Origin of the sequence: uncultured Varibaculum sp. (assembly GCF_902489465.1) — a bacterium.
Classification (GTDB): domain Bacteria; phylum Actinomycetota; class Actinomycetes; order Actinomycetales; family Actinomycetaceae; genus Varibaculum.
In genome coordinates this window covers 1-10,003 of record NZ_CABTZZ010000054.1, presented here as the reverse complement: position 1 = coordinate 10,003, position 10,003 = coordinate 1, and the positions used below count along the sequence as shown (strand labels likewise).

Genomic DNA, 10,003 nt, shown 5'->3' with positions numbered 1-10,003 from the left:
GATTAACAACAATGTTTTTTCCGGTCGCATGGAGACTCTGCCGGTCTATATTTTCCAGCAATCCACCTCCACAGTTTCGTGTGCCGCCCACGCGGTCAACTGTAACCCCACTATCAATGTGGATCGCGCCTGGGGCGCGGCCTTGGTACTGGTATTCGCGGTATTGGTTTTGAATCTGGGAGCCAGGTTCGTAGCCAAAAAACTCTCGATTGGAAAATAGTTAACTCGCCCTCGCCGGGAGCAGGGCTGCAAGAAGCAAAAGCAGATAGGAAGAGAAAATGGCAATTTGTTTAGAAACAAAGCACTTAGACGTTTACTACGGAGATTTTAAAGCCGTAGAGGACGTAAATATGACGATTGAAACCCAAACGGTAACTTCGCTGATTGGGCCGTCTGGGTGTGGTAAATCCACGGTGCTGCGCACTTTGAACCGGATGCATGAAGTTACTCCCGGAGGACGCATCGAAGGCGAAGTACTCCTGAACGGCGATAACCTCTACGGCAAAGATGTGGATCAGGTGGAGGTGCGGAGGATGATTGGGATGGTGTTCCAGCGCCCAAACCCGTTCCCCACTATGTCGATTAAGAACAATGTGCTCGCCGGCTTGCAACTGAATCGGGTGAAAATCAGTAAATCCGAGGGCGATCAGATTGTAGAAGAATCCCTAAAAGGAGCGAACCTGTGGGAAGAAGTCAAAGACCGTCTAGATAAACCGGGGGCTTCCCTATCTGGTGGACAGCAGCAACGCCTGTGTATTGCACGGGCAATTGCGGTTAAACCAGAGGTACTTTTGATGGATGAGCCTTGCTCGGCACTTGATCCCATCTCCACCTTGGCGATTGAGGATCTGATTACCCAGTTGAAAGAGACCTACACGATTGTGATTGTTACCCACAATATGCAGCAGGCGGCGCGAATCTCTGACCAGACCGCATTCTTCAATATTTCCGGGCCGCGTCAACCCGGAAAACTAGTCGAAATCGGACCTACCGAATCCGTCTTCCTCACCCCCCATGAAAAGGTGACCGAAAACTATATTGCGGGGCGTTTTGGTTAAGGAATGGTAGCGGGTTTTAGCGGGTGCCAACAGACGGTTGCCAAACTAGGAACCGGGTAGCAGCAAAGGACAGGAGAATGTCTTTTACCTTTTGGAGATGGAATAACTGTTACCCACGGTAAACGTTTGGTTAACACAGTCAGTGTAATTAGTTTCTCAGAGATTGACTCCCTTAAAATGTTAAGTATGGAGAGCCAAAGCGAGCAGCCGCATTGGGATGGCTCCGGCTGGAGAGTTGAAGATCTCTCCCCGATCCTTGACGCCCTCCCGGAAGCCTCGGTGGTGCTTAATCCCGATAATTCATTCGCCTATAGCTCGCAGTTAGCGCGGCTAATTCCCCTGTTCCACAATGGAAAAATCGAATATGAGCAACTGCTAGACCAGATTGATAAGGCTCGCGCGTCTGGACGAATCGTAGAAAAGGAATATGATCTGGTGCATCCGGATGCCGCCGTTCCCTGGTCAGTTAGAGTGCGGGTGGCTCCCATCTCCTCGCAGCACACCCTAGTTTTGCTAGAGGATCGCACCCGCGTCCTCCAAGCTGATGCCACGCGGCGCGAATTCGTAGTTAACGCTTCCCATGAACTAAAAACCCCGGTGGGAGCGATTTCCTTGCTGGCGGAAACCATTCACGATAATGCCGATGATGTGCAAGCAGTCGAGACTTTTTCCACCCAGCTAGTTAAAGAATCACGGCGACTAACCAAACTGGTTTATGAAATTATTTCCTTAGCGCGCTTGCAAGATGGGCGCTTGCCAGCTAAACCGCGTTCTATGTTGGTAATCGAAGCTATAAACGATGCTCTCGACCAGGTGACTACCGCAGCGGAAGACGCAAATATTACAGTGAACACCCACTTCCCACAGGGCGAAGATATCTTGGTCTATGCCGACTTGGAACTGCTGACTTCCGCCCTGCAAAACCTGTTGGAAAACGCGATTCGCTATTCTAATCCCGGAGGTCAGGTAGATGTCACCCTGCGCGAAAACGACAATGTGGTTATCGAAGTTGCTGATAATGGGATCGGGATTTCTGAGGAAGACCAAAAACGAATTTTTGAACGCTTTTACCGGGTAGATCCCGCTCGTTCTCGCTCTACAGGCGGAACTGGACTGGGGTTGTCAATCGTAAAACATGTGGTTTCGGATCGTAATGGCTCCATCCACGTGAACTCTAAACCAGGCGAGGGCGCCACTTTCACCATAACTTTGCCGCGCCACACTCCCAAGGACACGCAAGTTAATCAGATAGCTCTGACAAAGGAAGAGTAATGACCACGATACTAGTAGTTGAGGACGAGGAAGCCTACCGCAGCCCTCTCGAATACTCCCTCAAACGTGAGGGTTACGAGGTAATCGGGGTAGCCGATGGTGACCAGGCGCTATCGGCGGTAAAAACCAACCATGTCGACCTGATTCTATTGGATTTGATGCTCCCAGGGCTTCCCGGAACCGAGGTTTGCCGCCAGGTGCGTGAAAACTACGACACCCCCATCATTATGGTTACCGCTAAAGATGACGTGGTTGATGTGGTTATCGGTTTGGAACTGGGCGCAGATGATTACGTGACTAAGCCCTATCGTTTCCGGGAACTCCTGGCGCGAATCACCGCAGTTTTGCGCCGCACCCAAGATCTTCCTGAAGTAGGAAACCTGCTGGAAGTCGGACCAGTCACTATGGACGTAGACCGGCACGAAGTGCGGGTACATGGCGAACTAAAAGAGCTACCGCTACGCGAGTTTGAACTGTTGGAATATTTCTTACGTAACCCCGAACGAGTGCTCACTCGTGGACAGGTCATGGACAGGGTGTGGGGTGAAAACTGGTTCGGAGATCCCAAGACCTTGGACGTGCACGTAAAACGGCTGCGCTCCAAGATTGAGGACGACCCGCACTCGCCCAAAATTATCGTGACGGTGCGCGGGCTGGGATACCGGATCATGGATCCTAAATAGCATCGCTATTTCCCTGAAATGTCGCAGTGCTGGCATTTTCCCCGGTTCTTTCTCATCTGTCTCACAACGATACTCAGGTCTTTTCGAGGCTGCTCCCCATCTCTTCTAACTCCACGCGTGTCTTTTCGGGGCGTCTCCCGCGCTTTCTCCAGCCCTATTCGCGCCCTCCGGAAAAAATTTGCGTCTGACGCGCCGAAAGCAAAAAAGTGACTTTCCCCCGAAAAGTGGGTTGAGGCCGTAAAATGTGGGTTTTTGGGGCTTTCACGATAGAATAGAGCTAGTGAGCGCCGGATTTTCGGCGTGAATGCCCTGGGGCAGACGGTGCCCAACGGCTGGAAATATCCGGCTCGGGGCCAGCGAACTAGATCAAGGAGATCCAGCAGGTGGCTGATCTGGGTGACCAACAAGTCCAGCATGAATACGGCGCGGACGACATCACAGTTTTAGAGGGGCTAGAGGCCGTACGTAAGCGTCCCGGCATGTATATCGGTTCAACCGGGGAGCGCGGTCTGCACCACTTGGTATACGAGGTAGTCGACAACTCGGTTGATGAAGCCCTGGCCGGCTATTGTGACCATATTGAGGTAGCCCTGCAGGCCGATGGCGGGGTGCGGGTCAGCGACAACGGTCGCGGAATCCCGGTGGATATGCATCCCACCGAAAAACGCCCCACCGTCGAAGTAGTAATGACTATCCTGCACGCGGGCGGCAAATTCGGATCTGGCGGTTACGCAGTCTCCGGCGGTCTGCACGGGGTAGGCGTATCGGTAGTAAACGCGCTTTCAACCCGGATGGATACCGTGGTGAAACGGCAAGGATATGCTTGGCGACAGTCTTTCGGTAACGGTGGGCATCCCCTCACCGAATTGCAACGCGGGGAAGAAACCGAGGAAACCGGCACTCAGCAGACCTTTTACCCGGATCCGGAAATCTTTGAGACCACTACTTTCAGTTTCGAGGTTTTGCGGCAACGCTTCCAGCAGATGGCCTTCCTGAACAAGGGGCTGCGTATCACCCTCACCGATGAACGCCCAGAGGCTACCGATGCTGGAGATCTGGTTACTGGCGATGCGCAAGGAACCGCTGATGATCCAGTTCCCGGGTTCCGGCGAGTATCATTCATGTACGAAAACGGTTTACGCGACTATGTAGAGTTCATTAACCACTCCAAGAAATCTGAGGTAATCAACCCCGACATCATTGATTTTGAGTCGGTTAATGAAGACGCCTCCATCAGTCTAGAAATCGCCTTGCAATGGACCACCGCCTATTCCGAGTCCGTGCATACTTACGCGAACACTATTAACACCACCGAGGGCGGCACCCACGAGGAAGGTTTCCGCTCCGCTCTCACCAGCTTGATGAATAAATATGCCCGCGATAAAGGCATCCTCAAAGACAAAGATCAAAACCTAACCGGTGATGATATTCGCGAAGGTTTAACTGCTGTAATCTCGGTGAAACTCACCGAGCCACAGTTCGAGGGGCAGACGAAAACCAAACTGGGAAACACTGAGGCACGTACTTTTGTCCAGCAGCAGGTTTATTCCAAACTGGGTGACTGGTTAGACGCCCACCCCATGGACGCGAAAGCAATCCTGGTAAAAGCACAGCAGGCAGCAACCGCGCGGGTAGCAGCGCGCAAAGCCCGGGAAGCTACCCGGCGCAAATCCGCCCTCGAATCCGTCTCGATGCCCGGGAAACTGCGGGATTGTTCTTCCCGCGATGCCTCCGAATGCGAAATCTACATCGTTGAGGGCGACTCGGCGGGTGGCTCAGCTGTACAGGGACGCGACCCGGCTCACCAGGCCATTTTACCGATCCGGGGCAAAATCCTAAACGTAGAGAAAGCGCGGCTAGATCGCGCCCTCTCCAGTCAAGAAATCCAGTCCCTCATCACCGCGTTCGGTACCGGTATTGGGGAAGACTTCGATATCTCCAAGCTGCGTTATAACGCGATAGTGATTATGGCGGACGCCGATGTGGACGGCCAGCATATCGCCACTTTGCTGCTGACATTGCTGTTCCGCTATATGCGTCCTCTAATTGAAAAAGGGCACGTATTTATCGCTTGTCCCCCGCTTTACCGTTTGAAATGGTCAAATGCTCCCCACCAGTTTGTGTTCTCCGATCGCCAGCGCGACGAATATTTAGAGGACGGCAAAGCTGATGGTAAACGCCTTCCGAAAGAGGGTGGGGTACAGCGCTATAAGGGACTCGGGGAAATGAATCCTCAGGAACTGTGGGAAACCACTATGAATCCCGAAGACCGGATGCTTAAACAGGTGACCTTATCCGAGGCGGCCAGCGCAGATGAAGTTTTCTCGATGCTAATGGGTGAGGACGTCGAGTCGCGGCGAGCTTTCATTCAACGCAATGCCACTGACGTACGATTCTTGGATATTTAAGGGACAGGCAAAACATGAGCGATATAGACAACCAGGATCAAAACCAGCAAGCAGACTCCCCGGAAAAGGCTCAGCACACCGGCGCAGCTTTCGGGGGTGGGGACACCGTTTCCGCAGGCGCCCTCGAAAATAATAATTCCGGTCTATTTCAGGCTAAAGGTCATATTAATCAGGTTGACCTAGAAACCGAGATGCAGCGCTCCTACCTGGATTATGCAATGAGCGTGATCGTAGGGCGCGCCCTCCCCGAGGTGCGAGACGGTCTCAAGCCGGTACATCGGCGAATTCTGTATGCCATGTATGACGGTGGCTATCGTCCCAACGCTGGGTTTTCGAAATGTATGCGCGTAGTCGGCGACGTAATGGGGCATTTCCACCCTCACGGTGACGCCGCAGTTTATGATGCTTTGGCGCGCTTGGTGCAGCCTTGGTCGATGCGTTACCCGATGGTGGCTGGCCAAGGTAACTTTGGTTCCCCAGGGAACTTAGGGCCGGCAGCTCCGCGTTATACGGAATGTAAAATGGCGCCTTTGTCGATGGAAATGGTACGGGACATCGATGAAGACACTGTCGATTTCATGGACAACTATGACGGACGCACGCAAGAACCTACGGTTTTGCCGGCACGCCTACCCTACCTGCTGCTTAACGGGTCAGAGGGAATCGCAGTGGGGATGGCTACCCGGATTCCTCCTCACAATATGCGGGAAGTTGCCGACGGGGTTCAGTGGGCGCTAGCGCACCCGGAGGCTTCGCGTGAAGAACTAATGGAAGCCCTGATTGAACGGATTAAAGGCCCGGATTTCCCCACGGGCGCCACTATTTTGGGGCGTAAAGGGATTGAACAGGCATACCGCACCGGTCGCGGCTCGATTGTGCAGCGGGCAATCGTAAATGTAGAGGAAATCAATTCCCGGGTTTGCCTGGTGGTTACCGAACTTCCCTACCAGGTCAATCCGGACAATCTGGCAGCAAAAATCGCCGGACTGGTGAAAGACGGGCAGATCGAGGGGATCGCAGATATTCGCGATGAATCCTCGGACCGCTCCGGACAGCGCCTGGTGATTGTGCTCAAGCGGGACGCAGTTCCTAAAGTGGTTCTAAATAACCTCTATAAGCGCACCCAGTTGCAGGATTCCTTCCCTGCTAATATGTTGGCTCTGGTAGACGGGGTTCCGCGTACGCTTTCTATTGATGGATTTATCTCTAACTGGATTAATCACCAGCTAGAAGTAATCGTGCGCAGGACCAATTTCCGCCTCAAGCGCGCGCAGGATCGCCTCCATATTTTGCAAGGCTACCTGATGGCGCTGGATGCTTTGGATGCGGTGATCGCTACTATCCGCAAATCTCCTACCGTAGATGAGGCGCGGGGTGCATTAATGGAGCTGCTGGGGGTAGACGAAGTCCAAGCGGATGCAATCTTGGCTTTGCAACTGCGCCGCCTGGCCGCCCTCGAGCGGCAAAAGATTCTCGATGAACACACCGAACTAGAGGCGCGCGTAAAAGATCTAAAAGACATCTTGGCTCGCCCGGAGCGGCAACGGGGAATTATTGCCAGCGAACTTGGTGAGATTGTCGATAAATATGGCGACGAGCGGCGCACCAAGATTATGCCGTTCGCCGGAGAAATGTCGATGGAAGATCTGATCGAAGAACAAGACGTGGTGGTCACCATTACCCATTCTGGGTATGTCAAGCGCACTCGCCTGGATCAATACCGCAGTCAAAAACGCGGTGGTAAAGGGATTAAAGGGGCGCAGTTGCGTGAAGATGACGTGGTAGATCACTTCTTTACCACCACCACGCATCACTGGTTGGCGTTTTTCACGAACAAAGGCCGGGTTTACCGGGCGAAAGCCTATGAACTACCCGAGGGGGGACGTGACTCTAAGGGGCAGCACGTAGCTAACCTTTTAGCGTTCCAACCGGAAGAAAAAATCGCGCAGGTACTGGCCTTTAGCTCCTATGATGAGGCCGAGTATTTGGCACTAGCTACCCGCTCAGGGCTAGTGAAAAAGACTCGCTTTACCGAATATGATTCCAATCGTACCGGCGGGCTAATCGCGATTAACCTGCGGGAAATGGAAGATGGCGCCCCTGACGAGGTAGTTTCTGCCGAACTGGTTAACGGTGACGATGAGCTATTGCTGGTTTCGCACCGGGGACAATCGCTGCGGTTCTTAGCTAGTGATGAGGCTTTGCGTCCTACTGGTCGTGCCACCTCCGGAGTGCGGGGAATGAAGTTCCGCGAGGGGGACCACCTGTTAGCGATGACAGTTATTCGCCCCGATAGTGACCTTTTGGTGGTGACCGAGGGGGGATACGCGAAACGCACTTCGGTAGAGGAATACCGGGTACAAGGTCGCGGCGGCCTCGGGATCAAGGTAGCGAACCTGGTGGCTGAGCGGGGCGGCCTGGTGGGAGCCTTGATTGTTAATGACGATGATGAAGTCATGGTGATTATGCATTCTGGTAAGGTGCAGCGTTCCCGGGTGGATGAGGTTCCCCGCACGGGACGTAACACTCAGGGAGTGATTTTCACTCGTCCGGCACCCGGGGATGCAGTTTTGGCTGTGGCGTTAAATAATGAGAAAGCAGATGACGATGATTCGTCGGAGGCTACGGATGCAGATCTCGAGCAAGAAGTGGCCGCGTTAGAAACCGAAACAACTGAGCTCTAGTGAGAGGCTGACCAATGACAACTGATGGCAAAGATCAAGAAAAGGCTCGCTCAGAGCAAGACGTGGATGATGTTTCGCGAGAAAGCGAAGCCTCTAATGTTAGCGAAGATACTAGCGCCGACCAGCCTTCGCACAATGAAATATCGCAACCTGATGACCCGCAAACTAAGAGTGGGGACAGCCAAGTGAAAAAGGACAGAAAGTCGCCTCAGACGGTGGGAAAGAAGACCGCTGTTAAGTCCGGTTCTAAGGACGGTAGCAGTTCTGCAATCCCACAGGTTCCGGAAGCATCGTCTTCTGTTGAGAAGGCGGAAGAGACCGAGGTTGCGGGTGCGTCCTCGGCGAAGAAGATTGGCGAATATCAGCCTCGCCAAATCTCGTTGGTGGTTTCCCGGATTGATCCATGGTCGGTGATGAAGGTTTCCTTCCTGCTATCAGTGGCGCTGGGGATCGCGATGGTGCTGGCGGGATTGTTAGTCTGGCTGCTGCTAAATTCGATGAGCGTGTTTAGTTCGGTGGAAAACTTTATTAACGATATTGATCCCACCGGTTCGATTGCGTCGATTATTGATTATTTGCGGTTACCACGGGTAATGGCGATGAGCACTATTATCGCAGTCTCGAACGTGATCTTAATGACTGCGTTTTCAACGGTGGGGGCGCTTATTTACAACTTGGTGACTTCACTGGTTGGAGGGATAAGGCTGGCGCTGACCGACGAGTAGTATTACCGCATTCCTTGGGGGTGCGATAGTTCGAGGACGGCGTGACGGATCGCACCCAGGACGGGTTTGAAAGCCGGGTTAGGAATGTTGTAATCTGCAATGGTGTTCGCGATGGACACGATGGGCCTATAGCTCAGTTGGTTAGAGCGCAGTCCTGATAAGACTGAGGTCGCTGGTTCGAGCCCAGCTAGGCCCACTGCAAGGGAAGTTTGTTCCAGCAATCGGCCAGGTAGGTAGATTTGAAAAAGACCTTAAAACTGTTGTTTATCGGGGTGTTTTTCGCCTGGCTGGTGAATGCGGCAAATGACCTTCGCAATGATCCGGGAGTATGGAAGTACCTGTAGTGGTTTTCGTGCTCTAAAGGGGCTATGGCGCAGCTGGTAGCGCATCTGCTTTGCAAGCAGAGGGTCGCGGGTTCGAGTCCCGCTAGCTCCACGATGAGGAGTCCGAACGGTGAAAAAGCCGTTTGGGCTTTTTTATTAGTGAGGATGACGAAATCGTGCGTAATCCCGTCAGGGATTACTGGCACAAATGAGAAGCCCCAGGTTTATCCTGGGGCTTCAACATTTTATAAGCTGAGGGCTCGAACCCGGGAGGGCTGGCGCGGGGAGGTAGCGAACGCGGGTTGAGCGTTCGCCCGCGCCAGTGGTTTTCGGAGGCTGTGCTCCGGAAACCCTTGCTGGTGCGTAGCACCGCCGAGTCCCGCTAGCTCCACTGAAGGGACGCTCATTTTGATACAAAGTGGGCGTCCTTTCGTATGCCCGAAATCTGAACGAAAAGCGGGTTAATACCCAAAATGTGTGTATTTTTCGGGCGTGTCGCGGTGGTTTAGTGTCCTGCCCAGCCTTTGCGGATGTGTAGAGAGCCGTCTTGATAGGCCGGGTTGTATTCGGCGCTTTCCTCAGTGGAAACCCGAGGACGGACTCCGGCATCCACACGCGCTCGCATCACCCAGCGCCGAAGAGGTTCCCTCGACGTCCCCAACTTCATCGCGGTATCGGCGATCACGCGGGTTTCAGACACTCCGAGATCATCCCGCAGACGATCCTCAACAAGCCTGACAGCCCGCTCCCCAAAAACTTTTATATAGTTCCTTGGCATGCGAAATCCTCTCACAAAAACCTCGGAACAAAACCCGGGATGCTTCAACGCCGAATCCTTGCTGTGCGGGGG

The 10,003-nt window shown here is 53.3% G+C and carries 7 protein-coding genes, 2 tRNA genes and 1 pseudogene; 9 read left to right on the top strand and 1 reads right to left on the bottom strand.

What is annotated here, in order from left to right:
• From RDM26_RS08030 to RDM26_RS07990, 9 genes and pseudogenes are all read left to right on the top strand, one after another.
• Positions 1-220, top strand: a pseudogene (locus RDM26_RS08030) (phosphate ABC transporter, permease protein PstA); the annotation flags it as partial.
• A gap of 58 nt (positions 221-278) precedes the next feature.
• Complete coding sequence (pstB, locus tag RDM26_RS08025) at positions 279-1,058, top strand: phosphate ABC transporter ATP-binding protein PstB (protein ID WP_307738448.1); 780 nt, start codon at positions 279-281, stop codon at positions 1,056-1,058.
• Positions 1,059-1,244: 186 nt separating this feature from the next.
• Complete coding sequence (locus tag RDM26_RS08020; protein ID WP_307738447.1) at positions 1,245-2,330, top strand: ATP-binding protein; 1,086 nt, start codon at positions 1,245-1,247, stop codon at positions 2,328-2,330.
• Complete coding sequence (locus tag RDM26_RS08015) at positions 2,330-3,013, top strand: response regulator (protein ID WP_307738446.1); 684 nt, start codon at positions 2,330-2,332, stop codon at positions 3,011-3,013. Before RDM26_RS08020 ends, RDM26_RS08015 begins: the two co-directional genes overlap by 1 nt.
• Before the next feature lie 383 nt (positions 3,014-3,396).
• Positions 3,397-5,421, top strand: coding sequence for a DNA topoisomerase (ATP-hydrolyzing) subunit B (gene gyrB / locus RDM26_RS08010; protein WP_374041834.1), 2,025 nt, complete (start codon positions 3,397-3,399; stop codon positions 5,419-5,421).
• 14 nt (positions 5,422-5,435) lie between these two features.
• Positions 5,436-8,105 (top strand): DNA gyrase subunit A, encoded by a 2,670-nt coding sequence (gene gyrA / locus RDM26_RS08005; protein WP_307738445.1) that lies wholly within the window; start codon positions 5,436-5,438, stop codon positions 8,103-8,105.
• A 14-nt stretch (positions 8,106-8,119) separates the two neighbouring features.
• Positions 8,120-8,830: a DUF3566 domain-containing protein gene (locus RDM26_RS08000; RefSeq protein WP_307738444.1), complete on the top strand. Its 711-nt coding sequence runs from the start codon at positions 8,120-8,122 to the stop codon at positions 8,828-8,830.
• Between the two features lie 122 nt (positions 8,831-8,952).
• Positions 8,953-9,026 (top strand) — tRNA-Ile (locus RDM26_RS07995).
• A gap of 166 nt (positions 9,027-9,192) precedes the next feature.
• Positions 9,193-9,265 (top strand) — tRNA-Ala (locus RDM26_RS07990).
• 393 nt (positions 9,266-9,658) lie between these two features.
• Here the strand turns inward: RDM26_RS07990 and RDM26_RS07985 are convergent.
• Positions 9,659-9,931, bottom strand: a complete 273-nt coding sequence (locus RDM26_RS07985) for a hypothetical protein (RefSeq protein WP_307738443.1) — start codon at positions 9,929-9,931, stop codon at positions 9,659-9,661.
• Between the last annotated feature and the right edge of the window lie 72 nt (positions 9,932-10,003).

Excerpts from the sequence above, each read along its gene's own strand:
- pstB (WP_307738448.1), top strand. The coding sequence starts at position 279 with ATGGCAATTTGTTTAGAAACAAAGCACTTAGACGTTTACTACGGAGAT.
- RDM26_RS08020 (WP_307738447.1), top strand. The coding sequence starts at position 1,245 with ATGGAGAGCCAAAGCGAGCAGCCGCATTGGGATGGCTCCGGCTGGAGA.
- RDM26_RS08015 (WP_307738446.1), top strand. The coding sequence starts at position 2,330 with ATGACCACGATACTAGTAGTTGAGGACGAGGAAGCCTACCGCAGCCCT.
- gyrA (WP_307738445.1), top strand. The coding sequence starts at position 5,436 with ATGAGCGATATAGACAACCAGGATCAAAACCAGCAAGCAGACTCCCCG.
- RDM26_RS08000 (WP_307738444.1), top strand. The coding sequence starts at position 8,120 with ATGACAACTGATGGCAAAGATCAAGAAAAGGCTCGCTCAGAGCAAGAC.
- RDM26_RS07985 (WP_307738443.1), bottom strand. The coding sequence starts at position 9,931 with ATGCCAAGGAACTATATAAAAGTTTTTGGGGAGCGGGCTGTCAGGCTT.